The organism is Pseudomonas paraglycinae (assembly GCF_021601625.1).
Classification (GTDB): domain Bacteria; phylum Pseudomonadota; class Gammaproteobacteria; order Pseudomonadales; family Pseudomonadaceae; genus Aquipseudomonas; species Aquipseudomonas paraglycinae.
Genome location: NZ_BQHR01000020.1, coordinates 47,249 through 71,604 on the forward strand (window position 1 = coordinate 47,249; position 24,356 = coordinate 71,604).

Annotated in this window: 21 protein-coding genes; 14 read left to right on the top strand and 7 right to left on the bottom strand. The window is 59.9% G+C overall.

Features of this window, described 5'->3' with window-relative positions; translation table 11 throughout:
- Positions 1-555 carry a sorbitol dehydrogenase family protein gene (locus L6D82_RS24455; RefSeq protein WP_236191827.1) on the top strand — a complete coding sequence of 185 codons (555 nt, stop codon included), beginning with the start codon at positions 1-3 and terminating at the stop codon, positions 553-555.
- A complete protein-coding gene (locus L6D82_RS24460; RefSeq protein ID WP_039772094.1) occupies positions 552-2,186 on the top strand; it encodes a GMC family oxidoreductase in 1,635 nt (544 codons plus the stop codon). Before L6D82_RS24455 ends, L6D82_RS24460 begins: the two co-directional genes overlap by 4 nt.
- Before the next feature lie 76 nt (positions 2,187-2,262).
- Here L6D82_RS24460 and L6D82_RS24465 read toward each other — a convergent pair whose 3' ends face one another.
- Positions 2,263-3,633, bottom strand: coding sequence for a lysozyme inhibitor LprI family protein (locus tag L6D82_RS24465; RefSeq protein ID WP_102717804.1), 1,371 nt, complete (start codon positions 3,631-3,633; stop codon positions 2,263-2,265).
- 215 nt (positions 3,634-3,848) lie between these two features.
- Here L6D82_RS24465 and L6D82_RS24470 point away from each other — a divergent pair, with 215 nt between their 5' ends.
- The 4 genes from L6D82_RS24470 to L6D82_RS24485 all read left to right on the top strand — a co-directional run bounded on the left by L6D82_RS24470 (position 3,849) and on the right by L6D82_RS24485 (position 9,048).
- The gene (locus L6D82_RS24470; protein ID WP_085745116.1) at positions 3,849-5,453 is read left to right on the top strand and encodes a tetratricopeptide repeat-containing response regulator; all 1,605 of its coding nucleotides are present in this window, start codon (positions 3,849-3,851) and stop codon (positions 5,451-5,453) included.
- Complete coding sequence (locus L6D82_RS24475; RefSeq protein ID WP_085745115.1) at positions 5,450-6,142, top strand: sensor histidine kinase; 693 nt, start codon at positions 5,450-5,452, stop codon at positions 6,140-6,142. Before L6D82_RS24470 ends, L6D82_RS24475 begins: the two co-directional genes overlap by 4 nt.
- Before the next feature lie 219 nt (positions 6,143-6,361).
- Positions 6,362-7,603 carry a glutamine synthetase family protein gene (locus L6D82_RS24480; protein WP_236191847.1) on the top strand — a complete coding sequence of 414 codons (1,242 nt, stop codon included), beginning with the start codon at positions 6,362-6,364 and terminating at the stop codon, positions 7,601-7,603.
- A gap of 68 nt (positions 7,604-7,671) precedes the next feature.
- Entirely contained in the window at positions 7,672-9,048 is a 1,377-nt protein-coding gene (locus L6D82_RS24485) for an MFS transporter (RefSeq protein ID WP_236191828.1), read from the top strand.
- A gap of 59 nt (positions 9,049-9,107) precedes the next feature.
- On the opposite strand, the gene L6D82_RS24490 is transcribed toward L6D82_RS24485, so the two are convergent.
- The 4 genes from L6D82_RS24490 to flgA form a co-directional block, all read right to left on the bottom strand.
- Positions 9,108-9,842 (bottom strand): flagellar brake protein, encoded by a 735-nt coding sequence (locus L6D82_RS24490; protein ID WP_236191829.1) that lies wholly within the window; start codon positions 9,840-9,842, stop codon positions 9,108-9,110.
- Positions 9,843-9,937: 95 nt separating this feature from the next.
- On the bottom strand, positions 9,938-10,405 hold the full coding sequence (locus L6D82_RS24495) for a flagella synthesis protein FlgN (protein ID WP_007960323.1): 468 nt from the start codon (positions 10,403-10,405) through the stop codon (positions 9,938-9,940).
- Positions 10,406-10,453: 48 nt separating this feature from the next.
- Positions 10,454-10,780 carry a flagellar biosynthesis anti-sigma factor FlgM gene (gene flgM, locus L6D82_RS24500; RefSeq protein ID WP_007960324.1) on the bottom strand — a complete coding sequence of 109 codons (327 nt, stop codon included), beginning with the start codon at positions 10,778-10,780 and terminating at the stop codon, positions 10,454-10,456.
- Between the two features lie 218 nt (positions 10,781-10,998).
- Entirely contained in the window at positions 10,999-11,760 is a 762-nt protein-coding gene (gene flgA / locus L6D82_RS24505) for a flagellar basal body P-ring formation chaperone FlgA (RefSeq protein ID WP_236191830.1), read from the bottom strand.
- A gap of 82 nt (positions 11,761-11,842) precedes the next feature.
- On the opposite strand from flgA, the gene L6D82_RS24510 reads away from it, so the two are divergent.
- The 6 genes from L6D82_RS24510 to flgE all read left to right on the top strand — a co-directional run bounded on the left by L6D82_RS24510 (position 11,843) and on the right by flgE (position 16,834).
- A complete protein-coding gene (locus tag L6D82_RS24510) occupies positions 11,843-12,775 on the top strand; it encodes a chemotaxis protein CheV (RefSeq protein WP_007960326.1) in 933 nt (310 codons plus the stop codon).
- A gap of 47 nt (positions 12,776-12,822) precedes the next feature.
- On the top strand, positions 12,823-13,650 hold the full coding sequence (cheR, locus tag L6D82_RS24515; protein ID WP_179694059.1) for a protein-glutamate O-methyltransferase CheR: 828 nt from the start codon (positions 12,823-12,825) through the stop codon (positions 13,648-13,650).
- Positions 13,651-13,891: 241 nt separating this feature from the next.
- Positions 13,892-14,299, top strand: coding sequence for a flagellar basal body rod protein FlgB (gene flgB, locus L6D82_RS24520; RefSeq protein WP_007960328.1), 408 nt, complete (start codon positions 13,892-13,894; stop codon positions 14,297-14,299).
- A gap of 3 nt (positions 14,300-14,302) precedes the next feature.
- Complete coding sequence (gene flgC / locus L6D82_RS24525) at positions 14,303-14,746, top strand: flagellar basal body rod protein FlgC (protein ID WP_007960329.1); 444 nt, start codon at positions 14,303-14,305, stop codon at positions 14,744-14,746.
- A gap of 15 nt (positions 14,747-14,761) precedes the next feature.
- Positions 14,762-15,490 (top strand): flagellar hook assembly protein FlgD, encoded by a 729-nt coding sequence (gene flgD, locus L6D82_RS24530; protein ID WP_085745111.1) that lies wholly within the window; start codon positions 14,762-14,764, stop codon positions 15,488-15,490.
- Between the two features lie 30 nt (positions 15,491-15,520).
- Complete coding sequence (gene flgE, locus L6D82_RS24535) at positions 15,521-16,834, top strand: flagellar hook protein FlgE (RefSeq protein WP_085607420.1); 1,314 nt, start codon at positions 15,521-15,523, stop codon at positions 16,832-16,834.
- A 729-nt stretch (positions 16,835-17,563) separates the two neighbouring features.
- On the opposite strand, the gene L6D82_RS24540 is transcribed toward flgE, so the two are convergent.
- A complete protein-coding gene (locus tag L6D82_RS24540) occupies positions 17,564-20,458 on the bottom strand; it encodes a ribonucleoside-diphosphate reductase subunit alpha (RefSeq protein ID WP_085745109.1) in 2,895 nt (964 codons plus the stop codon).
- 736 nt (positions 20,459-21,194) lie between these two features.
- On the opposite strand from L6D82_RS24540, the gene L6D82_RS24545 reads away from it, so the two are divergent.
- Entirely contained in the window at positions 21,195-21,917 is a 723-nt protein-coding gene (locus L6D82_RS24545) for a response regulator (protein ID WP_085745108.1), read from the top strand.
- The gene (locus L6D82_RS24550) at positions 21,914-23,524 is read left to right on the top strand and encodes an ATP-binding protein (RefSeq protein ID WP_007957745.1); all 1,611 of its coding nucleotides are present in this window, start codon (positions 21,914-21,916) and stop codon (positions 23,522-23,524) included. Before L6D82_RS24545 ends, L6D82_RS24550 begins: the two co-directional genes overlap by 4 nt.
- 6 nt (positions 23,525-23,530) lie before the next feature.
- On the opposite strand, the gene L6D82_RS24555 is transcribed toward L6D82_RS24550, so the two are convergent.
- On the bottom strand, positions 23,531-24,256 hold the full coding sequence (locus L6D82_RS24555; RefSeq protein WP_236191831.1) for a 4'-phosphopantetheinyl transferase family protein: 726 nt from the start codon (positions 24,254-24,256) through the stop codon (positions 23,531-23,533).
- Between the last annotated feature and the right edge of the window lie 100 nt (positions 24,257-24,356).

The following is a 24,356-nucleotide window of genomic DNA, read 5'->3' on the forward strand; positions in this document are numbered from 1 at the left end:
ATGGACACTTCAATGACGCACAAACACGAAAAAACTCAAACCGAAAGCTCGACTGGGCTCACTCGCCGCAATCTGTTGCGTGGTTCCGTGACGCTGGGCCTGGCCGCGATGATCGGCAGTGCGCTGCCCTGGCAGTCGGTGCTGGCAGCGCAGGTATCGAGCGACGATTTCATTGCGCTGTCGCAGTTTCTGGTCAGCCGTGCGGTCAATCCGGTTCTGGCCGATCGTTATTACGCTGCGCTGGACAAGCGCGCGCCGAATTTCTCGACCAACGTGATTGCCTTGAAGCAATTGATCGGCGCGCAGGGGTACCGGCATGTCGATGAATACCTGGCGCAACCGAATCCGGATCCATCGCTGCGGGCTACGGCCACCAGCATCATTTCCGCCTGGTATCTGGGCATCGTCGGTGAGCCGGCGGATGCGGAGCTGATCAGCTATTCCCTCGCCATGATGTATCAGCCCACTCACGGCATTCTCATCATTCCAACCTACGGTGGCGGCCCGGATTCATGGGGTCCCAAACCAGCAGTCATTCAGGACTCGACAGTATGAGCAGCGATCAATTCGATGCCGATGTGGTGATCATCGGTTCCGGTGTCATGGGCGGTCTGATCGCCACGGGCCTGGCCAAAGCGAACAAGTCGGTGATCGTGCTCGAGGCCGGTCCCCGGGTGAATCGCCGTGATGTGGTGGAAACATTCCGCAATGCCCCGGTAAAACTCTCGCTGGCCAATGCCAAGCTGCAGGGCGCCGGGTCGCCCTATCCGAGCCTGCCTCACGCGCCGTCGACCTACGGCGACTATTTGCAGCAGGTAGGGCCAGTGAAATACAACACTTCTTACTTGCGTGTGGTGGGCGGCACCACCTGGCACTTCGGTTCCTCGCTGTGGCGCATGCTGCCCAACGATTTTCGTCTCAAGTCGTTGTATGGCCGTGGTCGTGACTGGCCGATCAGTTATGACGAGCTGGAACCGTATTACGCTCGGGCTGAAATCGAACTGGGCGTTTCCGGTGTCGACGGCCAGGACGAAAGCGGGCAGGGCGGGGACGCCTATCCGCCGCGCTCGATTCCCTATCCGATGGAGGGCCTGAAGCCGAGCTACATGTTCAAGCGCCTCTCCGAATTGCTCAGCAAGGGCGGGTATAACCCGATCCTCGAGCCGAACGGCCGGGCAACCCGCCCCTATGGCAAACGGCCTCCCTGTGCCGGCAACAACAACTGCAACCCGGTATGCCCGATTGCAGCCAAGTACGACGGTTCGATGCATATCGATGAGGCCGAGCGCCATGGCGCCAAGGTGCTGGACAACTCTGTCGTCTACAAGATCGAGGCGGGCGACGACGGCAAGATCACCGCGATCTGGTACATGCGCCCCGACAAGTCCAAACACAAACTGACCGCCCGGGCCTTTGTACTGGCGGCATACGGTATCGAGTCGCCGAAGCTGCTGTTGATGTCGACCTCGGAAAAGTACCCGAACGGGATTGCCAACTCCTCGGATCAGGTCGGGCGCAACCTGATGGATCACACCGGCATCAGCATGAACGTCATGACCAAGGAAGACATGTGGCCGGGCGAAGGGCCGACGCAATTGCTGGTCTATCTGAACAGTCGCGATGGCGCGTTTCGCAACGATTACCCGAGCTACAAGATCAAGGTGCGCAACACCGTGCCGACGTCGCAAATCACCTCGAACCTGATCGCCAAAGGCGTGCTGGGCTCGAAGCTCGATGAGCAGATCCGCCTGCAATCGGCGCGCTCCCTGAACTGGGCCGTCGACTTCGAAACCTTGCCGCTGCCGGAAAACCGGGTCACCCCGAGCAAGACCAAGTTCGACGCCATCGGTCTGCCGGTTCCCGAGATCTACTACAGCGTTCCCGACTACTGGCACGCCGGTAAAGAGAAGGCGCTGGAAGACTTCAAGCAGTTTGCAAAACTGCTCGACGCCGACATCCTTAGCACCGACACGGGCTTCCAGAACCGTCAGCACATCATGGGCACCACCATCATGGGCGATGATCCGAAAGACTCGGTGGTAGACCGCGATTGCCGCAGTCACGACCATTCCAACCTGTTCATTGCGGGGACGAGCGTCATGCCATCGTCCTCCTGCGTGAACCCGACGCTGACAGGTGCGGCGTTGAGTATTCGGATTGCCGATGTGTTGGTGGCGGAGGTCTGAGAAGCGCCCTGAAGTGAAAAGCCCCACGCAGAGAAATCTGGGTGGGGCTTTTTTGTCTTTCGAAAGGCGCGAGGCTTTAGAAATTATCAGCTCCGCCTTCGGTTTTGCCGACTGACGTGCTGACCTGCGTGATGTGCCGGCGCCCGTTCACTGAATAACTGCGCTGCGGATCTTCGGACTCGGGTTTGCGCATCAACAGTAACGCAGGCAGACCGCTTTTTTCGTCGTAGGTACCGAACCAGTTGATCAGTCGTGCGACATAACAATCATCACCAATGACTACGGGGAAATCGGCGACAGGTTCGATCGCGTAGTAACTCGCGCCATAGCCGTAGTACTCCTCAGTGTCCTTGGCGGATGGAGGGATGGGGCAGAGTGGTGTTTTCTGCTGTCCCGTCATCCCCGCATGTGCGTCCAGACCGGTCACAGCTTTGGCGAGCACTTTCTGCAGGGACGGTTCCAGTTCGTAGGCTTTGTCGCTGTCCTCGATGTACTGAGTGTGTGGAACGGTCAGTTGGTAGTCATAGCGCACGCTGATCGTCGGCACCTGCCGGTTGATCTGCAGGGGATTGAGCAGGTAGACCTGATCTTCGCCGTAGCTGCCGTTCTGGTAGGCGAAATAGACTTTTCCGCGAGCACCGATCAGGTACACGGCCTGATTGGCACCGCGGTCATTGGTATAGAAAAGGACGCTGTCGTTACTGTTCTGAGGGGCAATCTCAGCCGTTCTCCTGATAAATCTGCTGTCGCCCCGACGCCAGGTTTCCGTGTAATGAAACATCCCGGTGCCGCCGGAGTAGGTTTCCACGATGAGGTCACGCTGGCCATCACCATCCAGATCCATAAGGGTGTAAGAGGTTTGGCCGGACTCTGCGGCTCCCTTGATGTCGGATGCTTGCAGTGCTTTCCACTCGTCTTGCGTGACATCTTTGGGGATGGTCGTGGGGAAGAGCGGTTGCTCATCGTCATCCAGCTCGGCTGAAAACGAGCTGCCGACGTAGCCAAGGGTCAGAGAATTCAGCGCCCGCTCCAGCGCAAACTCCGGACTCTCCTTGCTCATCTCCCGAACCCGCTGCTGCAGATCCTCCATGACCTGTTTATCAACGTCGTCCGGTTTGTAGGCGACAGCCTCGATCCACTGCGCGTGCAATACCTGCAAACGATCCTGATAACGCTGGCTCAGACAACTGGCCTCCTCGCCACATCGATCACGCTCCTGCAGCCACTGACGCTGAGCCTTTTTCACTTCCGCCTGCGCCGGTGCAGCCTTCATCAATTTCCGGTAAGCCGCCCCCATCTGCGCATCCAGCTCATGCAACGGCTTGTCCGCGCAAATCGCCTTCTCCACAACACTCGCCGCCTTTGTGCAGTCCATTCCGCTCGCCAGTGCCTGCTGCAAAAACAGCAGCGCACAGGCCGACACGATGTAGCGTCCCTTGATGTACACGATGAATCCTTTGCCGTTGGAAGGTGAGAACCGCCGCGCAGGGTAATCCTTGCGCAACGAATCTTGAACCCTCGCTTCAAGAGAACCCCTGATCCGGCCGATAACCCATTCGGTGACTTCAGAGTCGCGCGAAATCGCTTGATAGCATTTGGCCGGCAGCTATCATCTGCGCGCCTGGAAATGGTCCATCCTCTTCAATTGCCTGGAAATCCTCGATGCTGTCGTATCACCAAAAGAGTTTTCTGATCGTCGATGATTTCTCGGATTTCCGCAGTTCCGTGCGTTCGATGTTGCGCGAGTTGGGCGTCAAGGATGTGGACACCGCAGACACTGGTGAGCAGGCGCTGAAAATGTGCGCGCAGAAGTCCTACGATTTCATCCTTCAGGACTTCCACCTCGGTGACGGCAAGAAGAACGGTCAGCAGGTGCTGGAAGACCTGATGATGGAAAAGCTGATCAGCCACGAAGCGGTGTTCGTGATGGTCACGGCCGAGACCAGCCAGGCGATGGTGCTCAGTGCCCTGGAGCACGAGCCGGACGCGTACCTGACCAAGCCGTTCAACCGCTCCGGCCTGGCTCAGCGGCTGGAGCGTCTGGAGCAGCGCAAGACCCTGCTCAAACCGATTCTGCAAGCCCTCGACCGTGGTAAACCGGTCGAGGTGCTCAACGCCTGCATCGCCCTGTGCAAACAGGACATCCGCTATTCGCCGCTGTGCCTGCGCTATCGCGCCGATGCGTTGCGCGACATGAACCAGAACGAAGCGCTCGAGCGTCTTTACGACAGCATCATCGCTGATCGGCCGTTGCCATGGGCGTTTGCCGGGTTGGGCAAGTTGCTGTTCAAGCGCGGGCAGGTCAGTCAGGCCAAAGGCGTTTATGAAAAAGCCCTGAAGGTCTTCCCGATGATGCCGGCGCTGTATGACGGCATGGCTGACGTGCTGGTCGCCGAAGGCGATACCAAAGGCGCGCAGCAAGTGCTGGAGGAGGCGATTCGCCTGTCGCCGCTGGCCGTGCGCCGTCAGGCGTTGCTGGGCAAGCTGGCGATGGCCAACGAAGATTTCGACACCGCATCCCGGGCTTATCGCCAGGCGGTGAATCAGGGCGCGCAATCGCGGTTCAAGGATCCGGAAAGCAATCTCGGCCTGGCCCATGCCCTGATCAGCAAGGGTAGCGAACGCGGGCTCGACACCCGCACGCGTCTGGAGATCAACACCACTCTGAGCGCCGTGGCCAAGGAAAACCCGACCGACCCGGGCCTGCAGATTCGCGCGCGTCTGATGAAGGCCACGAGCCTGTTGCTCAACGATGCCGAGACCGCCGAAAAACTTACCGAACAAGCGCTGATGCGCCTCGACGGCATGGAGCAATTCATGAGCCCCGAGGCCGCGTTGCTGGTGGCCAAGCAATTGCAGATGCTCGGCCAGGCCGAGGCGGGTACGTCGATGCTCAAGAGCTGCGCGGAAATCTACGGCGATGACCCGACGGTGATGAAAGACATCGCCAAGCTCACCGACGACCCGACTATTCTCAGCTCCAGCAACGCTGCCGCCGACCTCAACCGTCAGGGCGTGCGCGTGTACAAGACCGGCAACCTGGTGGAGGCCCGCGAGGTGTTCCGCAAGGCGCTGAAGATGCAACCGAAGAATATCAGTATCGCGCTGAACATGGCCCAGTCGCTGCTGCACGGCACCGACACCAATGTGCCGTCGGCGGAGCTGGAAGAATGTCGGGCCTGCCTGAAACTGGTGGGCATGATGCCCGATACCGACGCGCGTTATCCGCGTTATCAGAAGCTGAAAAGCAAGGCGTTTGGCGAATGAACCAAGACGAGCAGGCACTGGATTTTTCCACGGTGATCGCCTCCACCGTGCACGACATGAAGAACTCTCTGGCGATGCTGATGCAGGCCCACAGCCAATGGCTGGCGCGTCTGCCCGAGACGCAGCGCCAAGGGGCGGAGCAGGGCGTGATCGACTTCGAGTTCGCCCACCTCAACGGCATGCTGGTGCAGTTGCTCGGGCTGTACAAGCTTGGGGTGAATCAGATGCCGTTGCAGCCGGCCTATCACGAGCTGGACGATTTTATCGAAGCGCAACTGGCGGCGCATCAGGAAGTGTTCGCCAGTCGTGGAATCATCGCCACTTACGAAGTCGATCCGCTCAGTCCCCTGGGCTTCTTCGATCGTGAGCTGATCGCCTCGGTGCTGGGCAACTGCATCAACAACGCCATCCGCTACGCCCGCGAATCGCTGCTGATCACCGTCAGCGACGAAGCCGGGCAATTGGTGCTGAGCATCAACGATGACGGCGACGGTTACCCGGCCGAAATGCTCGAGCGTCAGTCCGATTATGTGCAGGGCATCAACCACAGCAGTGGCAGCACCGGCCTCGGTCTGTACTTCGCCGGACGCATCGCCGCGCTGCATCAGCGCAATGGTGTTGGCGGCCGGACCGAGATCCGTAATGGCGGCCCGTTGGGCGGCGGCGTGTTCAGTATTTACCTGCCCTGAATCACCGATTCATCGACCGGAATTCTTTTTGTTGGCTGCTGCTTGATATTCCGAACAGCCGAAGCCTATTTTGTCCGGGTCGCCGTTCGCGGCTCGCACAATAACAAGGATTGCGTCATGACAACCGATGGCCAGCGTTCACTCGCGCAGCGATTGACGGGCATTGATGAGATTGAATGTGTCACGCCGGATTTGAACGGTGTGCCACGTGGCAAGGTAATGACCGCCGAGGGTTTCCTCGAAGGGCGGCGTTTGCAGTTGGCCCGGGGGGTGCTGCTGCAATGCATCATGGGTGGTTATCCCGCCGCGAAATTCTATGGCAGCGATGACGGTGACCTGGCGCTGGTGGCCGATCCGGGGCAGATCCATCCGTTGCCATGGAGTGAAGAGCCGCGGGCCTTTGCCATCTGTGATGCCGACGAGCTGACCGGCGAAAGCTCCAACCTGTCGACCCGTGGTCAGCTCAAGAAGGTCATTGCCCGCTACGCAGCCCTAGGTCTGGCGCCGGTGGTGGCGACCGAACTCGAATTCTTTGTGTTCGCTCCGAACACCGACCCGAACCAACCGTTCCAGCCGCCCGTCGGTCTCGATGGTCGTCGCGAGGACGGTCATTCGGCGTTCAGCGTCAGTTCCAACAACGGTCTGCGACCGTTCTTCAGTGAAGTCTATAAATGCATGGCGGCTCTGGGCCTGCCACGCGATACCTTCATGCACGAAATGGGCGTCAGCCAGTTCGAGATCAACCTGCTGCACGGTGATCCACTGTTGCTGGCCGACCAGACCTTCCTGTTCAAGCACCTGCTCAAGGAAGTCGCGCTCAAGCACGGCCTGACGGTGGTGTGCATGGCCAAGCCGCTGGCGCACACGCCAGGCAGTTCGATGCACATTCACCAGAGCATCGTCGAAATCGGCAGCGGCAAGAATGTGTTCAGCGATGCGGACGGTCAGCCGACCGCGATGTTCCGCCACTTCATCGGCGGGCAGCAGGCGGGCATGGCTGATTTCACCGCGCTGTTTGCGCCGAACGTCAATTCGTACCAGCGCCTGTGCCATCCGTTTGCGTCGCCGAACAATGCCTGCTGGTCCCACGACAACCGCGCCGCCGGCCTGCGTATCCCGGCCAGTTCGCCGGTCGCGCGTCGGGTCGAGAACCGCTTGCCGGGCGCCGATGCGAACCCGTATCTGGCCATCGCTGCGAGCCTTGCCGCCGGCTTGTACGGCATCGAGCATGAGCTGGAGCCAAGCGAAGCGATTCAAGGCGAGTTCGACGTGCCGGACCATCTTACGCTGCCGTGTACCCTGCACGCGGCGCTCGAACGTCTGAAACGCAGCCAGCTTGCAAAGGAACTGTTCGGCACGGAGTTCATCGAAGGCTACATCGCTTCGAAGACCATGGAGTTGACCAGTTTCTTTGATGAAATCACTCCCTGGGAACGCCGTGTTCTAGCAGCCCAGGCCTGACGACATGTCGCCGTCGGGCTATCGTTTGATAGCCCGATACTTACCGCAAGGAGCCGCTCGGAACGCCGATGCGCCAAATCTGGAAATCCTTTCGAGCGCTGTATTTCGCCTCGCTGATGATGTTGATCGGCTCGGGCCTTCTTTCTACTTATCTGGCTTTGCGTCTGGCTGCCGACCATGTCGACGGGTTGTGGGTCGGTGCGTTGATGGCGGCCAACTATTTCGGTCTGGTGCTGGGCGGCAAGATCGGTCACCGCCTGATTGCCCGGGTCGGGCATATCCGTGCCTACTCGGCGTGTGCCGGGATCGTCGGTGCGGCGGTGCTCGGTCATGGCCTGGTGGACTGGCTGCCGGCCTGGCTGGTGCTGCGGACCATCGTCGGCCTCGGCATGATGTGCCAATACATGGTCATCGAGAGCTGGCTGAACGAGCAGGCCGACGCCAATCAGCGCGGTCTGGTGTTCAGCGGCTACATGATCGCGTCGTATCTGGGGCTGGTGCTCGGTCAGCTGATTCTGGTCATGCACCCGGGCCTTGGCCTGGAACTGCTGATGCTGGTCGCGCTGTGCTTCGCCCTGTGTCTGGTGCCAGTGGCACTGACCCGGCGGATTCACCCGGCACCGCTGCACCCGGCGCCGATGGAGCCGCGCTTCTTTATCAAGCGTGTGCCGCAGTCGCTGAGCACGGTGCTCGGGGCGGGGCTGATCATCGGTTCGTTCTACGGTCTGGCGCCGTTGTATGCCTCGCAGCAGGGGCTGTCCACCGAGCAGGTTGGTCTGTTCATGGGTAGCTGCATTTTTGCCGGGCTGGTGGTGCAGTGGCCGTTGGGCTGGTTGTCCGATCGTTATGATCGGGCTTTGCTGATTCGCTGCTTTGCGCTGTTCCTCGCGATCGCCGCGTTGCCGCTGGCGATACTGCCGCAGGTGCCACTGGAGGTGCTGTTTATTGTCGGCTTCCTTTGCTCGCTGGTGCAGTTTTGCCTGTATCCGTTGGCGGTGGCGTTCTCCAACGACCACGTCGAAGGCGAGCGCCGGGTGTCACTGACGGCGATGTTGCTGGTGACCTACGGCGTGGGCGCCAGTATCGGGCCGCTGGCGGCCGGGGTGCTGATGAAGCTGTTCGGGCCGCAGAGCCTGTATGCGTTCTTCACCTTTTTCGCGCTGGTGCTGGTGTGGCGGATCCGGCCGAAAGCCGTGACCAATCTGCACCAGGTCGACGATGCGCCGCTGCATCACGTGGCGATGCCGGACAGCATGTCCAGTTCGCCGCTGGTGGCTGCGCTCGACCCGCGGGTTGACGAACAAGTGGTGCAGGAGCAGATGCAGAATACGGTCGCTCCTGAACCGGAGCCTGAGCCAGAACCTGAACCGGAGCCAGAATCTGCCGCGCCCACCGACTCGACAGTCGAAGACGAGGGGCCGGACATCACTCCCGCCAAGCCGTGATCCGGGCATAAAAAAACGGGCAGTCACCGCAGTGACTGCCCGTTTTTCATGCCTGCCGATCAGAGATCGTCTTTATCGAACCGACGCGCTTCGCGCTGCAGTTGATAAACGAAACGCTCGACGTTGCGGGCCGCCGGGCCGCTGATGTTGTGAAAGCGCAGGCCGGCGAAGGTGATGTTGAGCTTTTCTTCGAAGTGCAGGTAACGCAGCTCGACCGATACCGGTTGGTTGCCGAACAGCGGCGCGGCGATCAGGCGATCATAGACCTGGCCCAATTGCAGGCGGTCGGTGATATCGCCTTCAAAGCGCAGCTTGCAACCCGTGGCCGAGATGTCCAGCAATTTGCCATCCAGCGGTGCCTTGAGCTTTTCGCCGCCGAGCACGACGCTGACCAGGTCGGTCAGTTTCAGTGCGGCGCGAAAGGCGTTGCGGCGCTGGTGATAAACCACTTCGGTGGGCAGGTCGCCGCTGTAGAAGCGGTCGCCGTCGGAATCCTTGATGCTCAGCGTCCCTGTGCATTCCCAGGCAATGCGCACGCCATCATGAAAGCCCTCAACCTTGAACGGTTCGCCTGCTTCCAGAAAACGTTCGCCGTCGCGCGGGATCATTTCATCAAGCTTGATCGAACCGTTTTCGCGATCGACTTCAATCAGGTAGCTCTGGAAGCGCTGGCTACGCTCGTGAAAGGTGATGATCAGCGGATCGTGGCTCTCTTGCAGCTGGCGCAGATTGCTGGAGATCTCCAGGGGCGTGGTGAGCACCTTTGGGGGCTGCGGAGCGTCATCGTTGGACACGTTAAATCAATCTCCAGACAAAATTTGACTACGGCTGGCCAGTATTTTGCCAGCATGTTTCGCACGTTGATAGGGCGCAAGCATAGAAGAAAGCATCACGCCTGGCTGAGCGCGCGCGGTTTCTGCAGTTTGGAGAAGGTGCCACTGGCGTCATAGAGCGCAGGAGGCTCGCCGCCGGTAAGGATTTTCAGCTGATTGGCCGTAGCGGCCTGCTGCATGATGATCGACTGGCCGTTCTTGACGTTGGCCGCCTGGCACTGGGCAATCAGGTCGGTCAGGACATCGCTCTGGCTCAGCAACTGATCGCCGATGCTCGACTGGCTGGCCAGTTGTTCCAGGCCTGCGCGGTCGAGCGACAGATTGAGACTGGCGAGGATTTCGCTGCGCTTGCGGCCATGCTGTTCGAGCAGAATGATCAATGCCTGTTTGCGCGCCAGAATTTCTTCCAGCAGAGGCATGTCGCGACCGTGCAAGGCGAGGGACTCGGTTTGCAGTAACTCCAGCAATTGTTGAGCTGGAGCAAAGTCGTCGGTGATCAGTTGCAATAAATTAGTGTCGTGCATGGCTGGCCTTGGGTTTTAAGCGTCCAAAAGCCTGGCGCTGACCGAGGCCTAGCGCTGGGCTTCGAAATTAAGCAGTTTGCTGGCTACACGGTTGCTGTCGACCTTGTAGCTGCCATCGGCAATCGCTGCTTTCAATTCGGCCACGCGGGCTTTATCGACGGCAGGCTGATCACGCAGCTTGTCAGTGACCTTCTGCAACTGTTGAGCCTCATTGCTGAGGTGTACCGATTCCCCGCTTTTTGCGGTACTGGCCTGTTCGGCCGGGGTATTCAGCGGCGCGGAGGTGCCGGTTTCGGCGGTTTCCTTGGCGTTGCTGGTACGTGTACTGCCCGTAAGTGACGAGGAGCTGTTCAAACGGCTGAAATCGATGACCATGTTAAAAACCTCTGGGAATTTGGACGCTTGCCATGTTCTCGGCCATCCCCTGGAAAACTTTAGGCTCATTTAGCAATGAGCTTGCATGCGCCGTTGCAGATCCTGCTGCGGCACAGTTTAGGGAACAGCTCTGGTCAGCGCCAGTTTTCTGCTTGGGTACTCAGGGGCTTTTCAAATATCCGTTCATACAGCCGCTCACATCACCGCTACATGGCCGTTCACATGGCAACTTCCACCTGGCCCGGCGCGATAACCTGCGCCTTGATAACCCGTTGGGAATTGAGGTTTTTCACCCGAATCTGTTCTTTCAGGCCGCCGTTCGACAGGGCTTCACCCGGCATTCGGACGGCGAGGGTGCCGCTGCGAGCGGTGATCACCACTTGATCGCCCTTGCGAACCACTTCGGCCTGCTCCAGATGCACCAGGGTAATGACTTGATCGGCTACCGTTGGTCGGGTCAATTTTTGTCCGATGGCTTCATCCACCGACGTCAGGAAACCCTGATTGATCGTGCTGACGTCGCGTTCGCGCAAAGTCACGTCCTGAGGCTCGATGATGCCGGCGCGTTTGAGTGGTCGCGTGGTGGTCACAATCTCGCGAAACAGGCGGACTTGAGCGGGCACGAACACCGTCCAGGGGGAGGTGCCTTCGCAGCGGACCTTGACCGTGACACGGCCCAGGGGGCGTGCCGGACTCTCCAGTGTCGCTGTCAATTCCTTGTCGCACATAGGCATGCGCATGCGTGGATCGAGCTGGTTGACCTCGATTTCATAACGGCCTTCCGTTTGACTGGTAGCCAGATAGTCTTCTACGGTGAATTCAAGAAAGCCCTGAGTGACGCCGATAAGCATGTCAGGCAAGGTAACCGCATCAGCACCGGCAGGGCTGCCAGCGAAAAAAAGGCAAACGGCGGACATCGCGCAAAGCCCTCTGCGGAGGGGAGATGTCAGGCGTCGGAAAAATGTCGTTTGAGCGTTCATACGAGTTAAAAAGCAAGCGCCGTGCCGTTTAGCAATGAATGTGCGTCGCAACAACACTTGGCGTTGGTGTAGGAGTCTGGGCATGGCTGGTGTAATGGATTCGGTGAACCAGCGCACGCAACTGGTGGGGCAGAATCGCCTGGAGCTGTTGTTGTTCCGTCTCGACGGCCAGCAGCTCTACGGGATCAACGTGTTCAAGGTTCGGGAAGTGCTGCAATGCCCGCAACTGACGCTGATGCCCAAGTCCAGTCCTGTCGTGTGCGGGGTGGCGAATATCCGGGGGGCGACCATTCCGATCCTTGATCTGGCGATGGCGACCGGCTCCGGTGCTTTGAAAGACAAGAACAGTCCGTTCGTGATCATCACGGAATACAACACCAAGACCCAGGGTTTCCTGGTGCGCTCGGTGGAACGTATCGTGAACATGAACTGGGAAGAGATCCATCCGCCGCCCAAGGGCACCGGACGCGATCATTACCTGACCGCTGTGACTCGGGTCGACAATCAGTTAGTCGAAATCATCGACGTCGAAAAGGTGTTGGCGGAAGTCGCGCCGACGCCGGAAGCGATTTCGGTCGGCGTGGTGGATGTCGAGACCCAGAGCAAGGCGTTGTCGCTGCGGGTGCTGACGGTCGATGACTCGTCGGTGGCGCGCAAGCAGGTGACGCGTTGCCTGCAGACGGTCGGCGTCGAAGTGGTGGCGTTGAACGACGGCAAGCAGGCGCTGGATTACCTGCGCAAGCTGGTCGACGAGGGCAAGAAGCCGGAAGAAGAGTTCCTGATGATGATCTCCGACATCGAAATGCCGGAGATGGACGGGTACACCCTGACGGCCGAGATCCGCAGCGACCCTCGCATGCAAAAGCTTCATATCATCCTGCATACTTCGTTGTCGGGTGTGTTCAATCAGGCGATGGTCAAGAAAGTCGGTGCCGATGACTTCCTGGCCAAATTCCGTCCTGATGACCTGGCATCCCGGGTAGTCGACCGGATCAAAGCAGCAGATATCAGCTAAGGGCCTTTTGCCCCTGGCGTTCAACACGATTTAAGAGGCGGCATCATTTGTCTACGGGTAATTTGGATTTCGAACAGTTCCGGGTCTTCCTGGAAAAAGCCTGTGGCATTTTGCTCGGTGAAAACAAGCAGTACCTGGTGTCGAGCCGTCTCAACAAACTGATGGAGCAGCAAGGCATCAAGTCCCTGGGTGAGCTGGTTCAGCGCATCCAGACCCAGCCGCGCAGCGGGTTGCGCGAGCAGGTGGTCGATGCCATGACGACCAACGAAACCCTGTGGTTTCGCGACACCTATCCGTTTGAAGTCTTGAAGAACAAGGTGCTGCCCGAGGCGATCAAGGCCGCTCCCGGCCAGCGTCTGCGGATCTGGTCGGCGGCCTGCTCGTCGGGTCAGGAACCCTATTCGCTGTCGATGTCGATCGACGAGTTCGAGCGGACCAACATCGGCCAGTTGAAGATGGGTGTGCAGATCGTTGCCACCGATCTGTCCGGCAGCATGCTGACCAACTGCAAGACCGGCGAGTACGACAGCCTGGCAATCGGTCGCGGTCTGTCCGCCGATCGTCTGCAGCGCTACTTCGACCCGAAAGGGCCGGGACGCTGGGTGATCAAGGCGCCGATCAAGAACCGGGTGGAATTCCGCTCGTTCAACCTGCTCGACAGCTACGCAAGCCTGGGCAAGTTCGACATCGTGTTCTGCCGCAACGTGCTGATCTACTTCTCCGCCGAGGTGAAGAAGGACATCCTGTTGCGCATCCACAGCACGCTGAAGCCGGGCGGTTATCTGTTCCTTGGCGCTTCCGAGGCGCTGAACGGTCTGCCGGATCATTACCAGATGGTTCAGTGCAGCCCGGGGATCATCTACCAGGCGAAGTGATCAAGACCGGCAACACCAGAAACGGGAGTCCTCAGGGGCTCCCGTTTTTTTATGCCTGAAGGTTTTGCCGTTGGCAGGTGGCGGCAGAAAAGCGGCATCCGGCGGAAACCGGTTGCCGCTTTTCTGGCATTGCCGCGTTGCCGGTTCCGCGCAAAGCCCCGTAATCCGGGGCTTTCTGAAACTGGCACGCCGCTTGCTATAACCCTGTTACGAAAAATCCGGTCACCTGAAGGTTCCCGACATGAGCATCAGCTTCGATAAAGCGCTCGGCATTCACGAAAAGGCTCTGGGCTTCCGCGCCCAGCGTGCCGAAGTCCTGGCCAACAACATCGCCAACGCCGACACCCCGAACTACAAGGCGCGGGATCTGGAGTTCTCCAAAGTGCTCGAAGCACAGAGCCAGAAGAACGCCAACGGCACCATCGCCCTGAACATGACCAACAGCCGTCACATCGAAGCTGAAGGCCTGGGCAATGGCGACGAGTCGCTGATGTATCGCACGCCGATGCAGCCGTCGATCGACCAGAACACCGTGGACGCCCAGCTGGAACAGTCGAACTACGCGGAAAACGCGGTCGGCTTCCAGGCCAGCTTCACCCTGCTCAACAGCAAATTCAAAGGGCTGGTATCAGCCCTGCGCGGAGAGTAATCCATGTCCCTGTCCAGCGTTTTCAACATTGCCGGCAGCGGCATGAGCGCCCAGACCACCCGCCTCAACACCGTGGCTTCGAACATCGCCAACGCCGAGACCGTCTCGTCGAGCATCGATCAGACCTACCGTGCCCGTCACCCGGTATTCGCCACCATGTTCCAGGGCGGCCAGAGCGGCGGCAGCAATTCGCTGTTCCAGAACCAGGATGCTGCGGGCCAGGGCGTGCAGGTCATGGGCGTGGTTGAAGACCAGAGTAACCTCGAAGCGCGCTACGAGCCGAACCATCCGGCGGCCGACGCCAAGGGCTACGTCTACTACCCGAACGTCAACGTGGTGGAAGAAATGGCCGACATGATTTCCGCGAGCCGGTCGTTCCAGACCAACGCCGAAATGATGAACACCGCCAAAACCATGATGCAGAAGGTACTGACCCTCGGTCAGTAATAAGGGGCGACTGCCATGAGTGTTACCGATACCACCAGCAGCCTGACGATGAACGACATACTGGCCAACTCTTCGAAGAAGACCAGTAGCACGACCACCGGCGGCATCGCTTCGGCCACCAACAGCTCGACCGGCGGCCAGGCCCTGGGCAAGGACGCGTTCCTGCAACTGCTGGTGACCCAGCTGAAGAACCAGAACCCGCTCGACCCGCAGGACAACAGCGCATTCGTTGCCCAGTTGGCGCAGTTCAGTAGCCTTGAGGGGATCACCACCCTCAACAGCACTGTCAGCTCGCTGGCCGGCAACTACAACTCGTCGCAAGCCCTGCAGGCTTCGTCGCTGGTTGGCCGCAACGTGATCGTGCAGACCAACTCGGTTCAGCTCGACGATCCGAGCAAAGGCATGACCGGTTCGGTCACTGTTCCTTCGTCGATTGCCGGCGGCACCGTCTCCATCACCGACAGCAGCGGCACCGTTGTTCGCACCATCGATCTGGGCAGTCGCGCCGCGGGCAATGCGAGCTTCACCTGGGACGGCAAGGACAAGGACGGCAACCTGGTGAAAACCGGTACCTACACCGTCAAGGCGAACGCCTCGATCAACGGTACTTCGACCGATATGGCGACCTACCTGCCAGCCACGGTCACCAGCGTGACGATCAGCCAGACCGGTGGCGAGCTGATGCTCAACCTGTCCGGCAAGGGCACCGTTGCCCTGTCCAAAGTACAAACCATTGGTATATAGAGCCGACTAACCGGCACAAAGGAGTGGAATATGTCTTTCAATATCGGCCTTAGCGGTCTCTATGCAGCCAACAAGCAACTGGACGTGACCGGCAACAACATCGCCAACGTCGCGACCGCCGGTTTCAAATCGTCCCGTGCAGAATTCGAAGACGTCTACTCGGCCACTCGCCTGGGTAGCGGCAGCAAGGTCATCGGCAACGGTGTGCGCCTGGCCAACGTTTCCCAGCAGTTCACCCAAGGCGACATCAACAACACCGGCAACGTGCTGGACATGGGCATCAACGGTTCGGGCTTCTTCACCCTGAGCAACAACGGCTCGATCTCCTACACCCGTGCCGGTACGTTCAAGGTCGACAAGGACGGCTTCATCACCAACACCGACTACACCTCGCGTCTGCAAGGCTATGGTGTGGACTCCAACGGCAAGGTCATCAACGGCGTGTTGACCGACCTGAAGATCGACACCTCGAACCTCGCGCCGAAGTCCACCTCGCTGGTGACCTCGACCATCAACCTGAACTCGACCGCTCCGGTGATCGACGACACAGTGGCGGCCGGCAAGTTCGACCCTAGCAAGACCGAGACCTACACCAAGTCGTTCAGCACCCCGATCTATGACAGCCAGGGTAACTCCCACGTCATGGACCAATACATGGTGAAAACCGGTGCCAACACCTGGAAGGTCTACACCCTGGTAGACGGTCGTAACCCGGATGCTACCGGCAGCGATCCGAAAGTCACCGCACCTGTCGCTTCGACCATGACCTTCGACTCCACCGGTCAACTGACTCAGGTCAGCACGCCGCCTGCCGTGATCAGCAGCGACCTGAAACTCACTGGCTGGGTACCGGGTACTGTCACCAACGGCGTGTGGAAGGCCAACGGTGCTTCGGCGAACCCGGCTGGCATCACCATTTCGATGGCCAAGACCACTCAGTTCAACGCTGACACCGCGCGTTCGATCCCGACTCAGGATGGTTACGCGACTGGCCAGATCACCAACCTGACCATCGACGGTACCGGTACGCTGTTTGCCAACTTCAGCAATAACCAGAGCAAGGCCATCGGCCAGGTTGCGCTGGCGAGCTTCACCAACGAGCAGGGTCTGCAGCCGATTGGTGGTACCAGCTGGAAAGAGACTTACGCTTCGGGCATTCCGGGCTACGATGCGCCGGAGACCGGTACGTTGGGTTCGGTTGTTTCGAACTCGCTGGAGGAGTCGAACGTTAACCTGACCAATGAGCTGGTTGATCTGATCAAGGGTCAGAGTAACTATCAGGCGAATGCCAAGACCATTTCGACTCAGAGCACCATTATGCAGACCATTATTCAGATGACCTGATTTCTGGGTTTGGTTTTGTATGGGAGCCCCTCTTTTTGAGGGGCTTTTTTTTGGCTGCGGTTTGGGGTGTTTATCCGTTTCTGCGGGTGTTGCCGCTGGCGGTTTCGCCCTTACGGCGAGTCCCTTTTGCAAACGCCCAAAAGGAACCAAAACGCTGGGCCCCGGCGTTCGGCACCTCGCTTTGGCTCGGTGTTCCTTCGTTACGGGATTCATCCGGGGGCATCGCCTACGGTTTGCTTCGCTGCACCTCCTCTCGATGCATGCGGCTGCGCCGCACGGTCGCTGCGCTCCCACCCCCGGATAAATCCCTCCACTCAGCCTTCCGATGGGGCCGGCACGTCAAAAGCCTTACTCGAGCTAACGCTCATCGTATTGAGTGGTGGAAGCAGGGATGTTTGCTTTAGTTCAACTCGGTCTTTCACGTCGGCGTATCTCTCCCAAACAACTCGGTCAGTCCCCTCTCCCTCGGGAGAGGGTTAGGGTGAGGGGGCTTTGGAGAGGAAGATGCGGGAGTTGAGTTGGATGCGTTTCAAAACCCAAGTTCACCTCGGTATTTCACGTCGGCGTATCTCTCCCAAACACCTCGGTCAGTCCCCTCTCCCTCCGGGAGAGGGCTAGGGTGAGGGCGGCTTTTGCTTTTATCGCGGGCAAAAGAAAACCCCCGACAAACCAGAAGTCTGTCGGGGGTTTCTCGGATCAGGCGTTTCGCAACGCCCGATTCAGCTCAGCTTATTGGCAAGCTTCGCAATCCGGCTCGTCGATGGCGCAAGCCTTCGGTACTGGAGCCGGGCCGGCAGGGGCTGCCAGGACCGAGTCGTCGCCGTGGTTGCCGCCGCTGGATACAGCGTTCAGCTTGCCGGTGTTGATGGTCGACTTCTCGGTGCTGGTCGCGGCCAGGGCACGGAGGTAGTAGGTGGTTTTCAGACCACGGTACCAGGCCATGCGGTAGGTCACGTCCAGTTTCTTGCCCGATGCGCCGGCGATGTACAGGTTCAGCGACTGGGCCTGGTCGATCCACTTCTGACGACGGCTGGCGGCGTCAACGATCCACTTGGTGTCCACTTCGAATGCGGTCGCGTAGAGCTCTTTGAGTTCTTGCGGGATGCGCTCGATCTGCTGAACCGAACCGTCGTAGTACTTCAGGTCGTTGATCATGACCGAGTCCCACAGACCGCGAGCCTTCAGGTCGCGAACCAGGTACGGGTTGATCACGGTGAATTCGCCCGACAGGTTCGATTTCACATACAGGTTCTGGTAAGTCGGTTCGATCGACTGCGATACGCCGGTGATGTTGGCGATGGTCGCGGTCGGTGCGATGGCCATGATGTTCGAGTTGCGGATGCCTTTCTGTACACGGGCGCGAACCGGTGCCCAGTCCAGGGACTCGGTCAGGTCGACGTCAATGTACTTCTGGCCGCGTGCTTCGATCAGGATCTGTTGCGAATCCAGCGGCAGTACGCCTTTGGACCACAGCGAACCCTGGAACGTCTCGTACGAGCCGCGCTCGTCGGCCAGGTCGCAGGAAGCCTGGATCGCGTAGTAGCTGACCGCTTCCATCGACTTGTCGGCGAATTCGACGGCAGCGTCGGAACCGTAAGGGATGTGCTGCAGGTACAGCGCGTCCTGGAAGCCCATGATGCCCAGGCCGACCGGACGGTGACGGAAGTTGGAGTTCTTCGCCTGCGGTACCGAGTAGTAGTTGATGTCGATCACGTTGTCGAGCATGCGCACGGCTACATCGATGGTGCGCTTGAGCTTGGCGGTGTCCAGCTTGCCGTCGACGATGTGGTTCGGCAGGTTGATCGAGCCCAGGTTGCAGACCGCGATCTCGTCCTTGTTGGTGTTCAAGGTGATCTCGGTGCACAGGTTCGAGCTGTGAACAACGCCGACGTGCTGCTGCGGGCTACGCAGGTTGCACGGGTCTTTGAAAGTCAGCCATGGGTGGCCGGTTTCGAACAGCATCGACAGCATCTTGCGCCACAGGTCTTTGGCCTGGATGGTCTTGAACAGCTTAACCTTGCCCGGGTACTCGGTCAGGGCTTCGTAGTACTCGTAGCGCTCTTCGAAGGCCTTGCCGGTCAGGTCGTGCAGATCCGGTACTTCGGACGGCGAGAACAGGGTCCATTTGCCGTCATCGAAGACGCGCTTCATGAACAGGTCAGGGATCCAGTTGGCGGTGTTCATGTCGTGGGTACGACGACGGTCATCACCGGTGTTCTTGCGCAGCTCGATGAACTCTTCGATGTCCATGTGCCAGGTTTCCAGGTAGGCACAGACAGCGCCTTTGCGCTTGCCACCCTGGTTAACGGCGACGGCGGTGTCGTTCACCACTTTCAGGAACGGAACCACGCCTTGCGATTTGCCGTTGGTGCCCTTGATATACGAACCCAGTGCACGCACCGGCGTCCAGTCGTTGCCCAGGCCACCGGCGAATTTCGACAGCATGGCGTTGTCGTGGATCGCGTGGTAGATGCCCGACAGGTCATCCGGCACGGTGGTCAGGTAGCAGCTCGACAGCTGTGGACGCAGGGTACCGGCGTTGAACAGGGTCGGGGTCGAAGCCATGTAGTCGAACGAGGACAGCAGGTTGTAGAACTCGATCGCACGGTCTTCTTTCTGCTTCTCTTCGATCGCCAGCCCCATGGCCACGCGCATGAAGAAGATCTGCGGCAGTTCGAAACGCACGCCATCCTTGTGGATGAAGTAACGGTCGTACAGGGTCTGCAGGCCCAGGTAGGTGAATTGCTGGTCGCGCTCGTGGTTGATCGCCTTGCCCAGTTTTTCCAGGTCGAAGGAGGCCAGCACAGGGTTCAGCAGTTCGAACTCGATACCTTTGGCGACGTAGGCCGGCAGTGCCTTGGCGTACAGGTCGGCCATCTCGTGGTGAGTGGCGCTCTCGGCCACGCCCAGGAAGCCCAGGCCTTCGGCACGCAGGGTGTCCATCAGCAGGCGGGCGGTCACGAACGAGTAGTTCGGCTCGCGCTCGACCAGGGTACGCGCGGTCATCACCAGAGCGGTGTTGACGTCGTTCAGGGCCACGCCGTCGTACAGGTTCTTCAGGGTTTCGCGCTGGATCAGGTCGCCGTCGACTTCAGCCAGACCTTCGCAAGCTTCGGTGACGATGGTGTTCAGGCGACCCATGTCCAGTGGCGCGAGAGTGCCGTCGGCGCGGGTGATGCGGATCGACGGGTGCGCCTGTACCGGTGCTTCGGCGGTGGTGCGAACGGCGCGTTCCTTGGAACGGGCATCACGGTAGATCACGTAGTCGCGAGCCACTTTCTGCTCGCCGGCACGCATCAGGGCCAGTTCGACCTGGTCCTGGATTTCTTCGATGTGGATGGTGCCGCCCGATGGCATGCGACGCTTGAAGGTCGCGGTGACCTGTTCGGTCAGGCGGGCAACGGTATCGTGGATTCGCGACGAAGCGGCAGCGGTGCCGCCCTCAACTGCGAGAAACGCTTTGGTGATAGCGACGGTGATCTTGTCATCGGTGTAAGGAACGACAGTGCCATTACGCTTGATCACGCGCAGTTGGCCAGGCGCGGTGGCAGCCAGATCCGAATTCGAATCGGCGGCCTGCGGCAAGGTGCCCTGCGGGTTCTCGCGAGTTGTGTCGGTTTGCATGGGGGGTGATCTCCACATTCTCTATGTTTGTTTGGGCACCATCATGGTGCTCACCGTTCTGGTCCGAAGCACTACAACCGACGGGTGTCGGGCATAACAACTTCGGACCAGTAGGAAAAAGGCTAATGACGCCGCATCCTTGCCGAAGTTTTCGGCCGCGAGCCAAGGCTCGAGCCGGATTACTTCCAGGGTGGCAGTAACGACTGCAACACCCGTACCGTTCCGGTCGTTGCCAACCTGAAAAACGGTGCCATCCGCAAGTGCGGTTTGGGCTTTGAAAAACTTGCTTGGTTCAACCGGAAACTGGCAATAAAGCACTTGAGTTTCAGGTCCGAAATGTGGTTGGGCTCTTGAATGGAAAACCCTATATGTAGGGTCTGTCCTCGCGCCGTGCTACAAGATAATGCGTTTCGAGGGGGCTTGCAACGTACGAGCTGTGGATAAACCTGTGCGTAAATTGTGTAAGAAACCAGGAATTCCCGTGTAGGCCGCTAACCTGCTGAGCTAGACCGTTTGTCACTGTTTTTCAGTCGGGAAAAACGCTTCAGCGGATTTTTAAGGGCGCGAACCCTATCACAAAAATCCGCCTTGTCCGAACGCATTTACCGACTTGTGTTCTGGCTGTACGCCGTTTATACAATCGGGCCATGCGCACGCATTCTTATCCTCCTTAAAGATGACAAAAAGACGGGAGGATCCTTCCTTTATAAGCAGCATCGGCAAGCAGAGGTCACCCGTGGAGCAAGAAGCCTGGCAGGTATTGATAGTCGAGGACGACCAGCGTCTGGCCGAACTGACCCGTGAATACCTGCAAGCCAACGGATTGCGCGTGGAGATCGAAGGCAACGGTGCGCTGGCGGCGGCGCGGATCATCAAGGAACAGCCGGACCTGGTGATCCTCGACCTGATGCTCCCCGGCGAAGACGGCCTGAGCATCTGCCGCAAGGTGCGTGACCGTTACGACGGCCCGATCCTGATGCTCACCGCGCGCACCGATGACGCTGACCAGATCCTCGGCCTCGACCTCGGCGCCGACGACTACGTCTGCAAACCGGTGCGCCCACGACTGCTGCTGGCGCGCATCCAGGCGTTACTGCGACGCAGTGACACACCGGAGGCGCCAGCGGGCAATCCGCGTCGTCTGCAGTTCGGTCCGCTGGTGGTGGACAACGCCTTGCGCGAAGCCTGGCTCAGTGACAGCGGCATCGAGCTGACCAGCGCCGAATTCGATCTGCTCTGGCTGCTGGTATCCAACGCCGGGCGGATCCTGTCCCGGGAAGAAATCTTCACCGCACTGCGCGGCATTGGCTACGACGGCCAGGACCGCTCGATCGATGTACGCATCTCGCGCATCCGCCCGAAAATCGGCGACGACCCCGATCACCCGCGCCTGATCAAGACCGTGCGCAGCAAAGGTTATCTGTTCGTGCCGGAAGCCTGCGTAGAACTGCCGCTGTGAATTCGATCTTCCTGCGCATCTATGGCGGCATGTGCGCGGCGCTGATTCTGGTGGCGGTGCTCGGCGTGCTGGCGCTGCACCTGCTCAACCAGGTGCGCAGCGAGCAATACCGCGAGCGTCTGGCCCACGGCACGTTTTCGCTGATGGCCGACAACCTGCAACCGATGAATGAAACCGAGCGCCATCGCGCCTTGCTGGTGTGGGAGCGGCTGCTCGGGATTCCGCTGGCGCTGAAGACCTTTGCCCAGACCGATCTCGATCTGACCCAGCGCACCCGGGTGCAGCGCGGCCAGGCGCTGGTCGAACAGACCGGCCCGCACGCGGCCAAGGTCTATCGGCTGGTCAGTGACAAGGATCAACTGGTGCTGGTGGGCGAGGTGCAGCAGATCAGCGAGCAACTGGCCCGGGCGACCATCTACCTGTTGGCCGATGAACTGGTGCGGGTGCCCGTGGGCGAACAGCCCAAACGACTGGCGCAGTTGAAAGAAGACAAAGGCTTCGGCTTCGATTTGCGGCTGGTCACCGTCAGCGATGCCGACATGGACGAAGACCAGAGTCGTCGAGTGTCCGAAGGCGATACGGTGATGGCGCTGGGCAAGGGCGGCGATTCGATCCGGGTGTTCGCCGGCATGGTCGGCACGCCGTGGGTGCTGGAAATCGGGCCGCTGTATCAGATGAATCCGTACCCGCCGGAATGGCTGGTTTTGATCGCCGCTCTCGGCCTGACCCTGATCGGCCTGATCGTCTATCTTTTGGTGCGCCAGCTCGAACGGCGTTTGCGCGGGCTCGAAGCGGCTGCCACGCGCATCGCCAAAGGCAGTCTGGAAACTCGCGTTCCGGCCCGGGGTGCCGACTCGGTGGGCAAGCTGGCGGCGGCGTTCAACGGCATGGCCGAGCACTTGCAGCAGTTGCTCGCCATCCAGCGTGAACTGGTGCGCGCGGTGTCCCACGAATTGCGCACACCGGTGGCGCGCCTGCGTTTCGGGCTGGAGATGATCGGCTCGGCCACCACCCCGCAGGCGCTGGAGAAATACCGCGAGGGTATGGACCACGACATCGAGGACCTCGACAAGCTGGTCGACGAAATGCTCACGTACGCCCGGCTGGAGCAGGGCTCGCCGGCGCTGACCTTCCAGCGCATCGACCTGGATGCACTGGTCAATCAGGTGATCGAAGAGCTGGCGCCTCTGCGCGCCGAAGTCACGGTACAGCGCGGTTTGTGCCTGTCGGCGGCGGATTGCGATGACGCCTGGGTCGAGGCCGAGCCGCGTTACCTGCACCGTGCCTTGCAGAATCTGGTGAGCAACGCCATGCGCCATGCGCGTTCGAAGGTCACGGTCAGTTATCAGGTCGGGCAGATGCGCTGTCGGGTGGATGTCGAGGACGACGGCCCCGGCGTGCCGGAAACCGCCTGGGAGAAAATCTTCACGCCGTTCCTGCGCCTGGACGACAGCCGCACCCGGGCGTCCGGTGGACACGGATTGGGCCTGTCGATCGTGCGGCGGATCATCCACTGGCACGACGGCCGGGCGCTGATCGGCAAGAGCAAGAGCCTGGGCGGAGCGTGCTTCAGCCTGAGCTGGCCGAGGAATCAGGAGCGGCGCTGAAACCGCTTACGCCTGGATGCTGACCAGACTGAGCAACTGCCCGTCCTGCACGCCGAATTGCGCATCGAGCTCCGTGCCGTTGCGCCATTCGCTGGAGAGATCCGTCAGCAACCGCAGCCGCACCTGACCCTGTTCATTCCACTCCAGAACCTCGGCGTGTTCGAAGTAGAAGCGCTGCTGCACGATCGGGTACAGCGCCTTGAACAGGCTTTCTTTCACCGAAAAGGTCAGGGTCACCCAGAGTGCGATCTGATCCCGGGAACCGGCGGCCATGCGCTGCAATTCCGGCGGGGTCAGGATCTCTCCGGCCAGTCGTTCGGCGCGTTCGGCGTTGAGCAGGTTTTCCAGGTCCATGCCCAGTCCGCGCCAGTGCTGTTTGTTGGCGACAATCGCCGCCGCACGGCCGGTGCTGTGGGTGATCGAGCCGCAGATGTGTGCCGGCCAAATCGGCGCGCGGTCCTCGCCGATCGCCGGAACAGTGCTCGAGCCTTCCAACTGCTGCAACGCCGCCCGTGCACAAATCCGCCCTGCAAGGAATTCCGCCTGCCGCTTCGCCACCGAACGCTGAATGCTCGGCGGCGACTCGATGGCGCTGCGGCGGAAGTCATCACCGAGCAATTGCGACGGATCGAAATGGGTGCTCAGCAGCACAGTGTCGGGCAACACCGTCGGCAGCGGCCAATGGGCATCGAGCGGGGTACAGCAGGCGGGGAGGAAAGGGCTGGCAGTCATGTCGGCATTTTGCCGGGTTGTCCTCGGGCTGGATAGTGCAGAGGAAGTGATCGTTCCCACGCCGAAGCCTCGATCCATGATCGTTCCCACGCGGAGCGTG